The organism is Sedimentibacter sp. B4, from assembly GCF_000309315.1.
In the GTDB taxonomy this organism is placed as follows: Bacteria; Bacillota; Clostridia; order Tissierellales; family Sedimentibacteraceae; genus Sedimentibacter; species Sedimentibacter saalensis.
Map to the genome: position 1 here is coordinate 1 of NZ_CANG01000726.1, position 216 is coordinate 216.

The 216-nt window shown below is 67.1% G+C and carries 1 protein-coding gene; it reads right to left on the minus strand.

Annotated features, from left to right (window positions below; all coding sequences use genetic code 11):
- The coding region (locus tag BN358_RS24185) for an SMP-30/gluconolactonase/LRE family protein (protein WP_198018479.1) at positions 1-216 on the minus strand (216 nt) is incomplete at both ends.

A 216-nucleotide genomic window follows, 5' to 3' on the forward strand; every position in this document is an offset into this window, starting at 1 on the left:
TCCAGCCCAGGCCGTTGCTGATCGTCAGGCCCGAAACGACCGGACGCGACTGTCGTGACCCGGCGTCCAACCGGTAGAGGGTCCCCGACCCGGGCGTGAACCCATAGGCGAGGGTACCGATCCAGAACCCGCCGTCCGGATCGCACTCGCCCTCGTTGCAGCGCATGCCGTGATCGGTGTCGACACTGACGAACCCGGCCAGATCGGAGAGGTCGT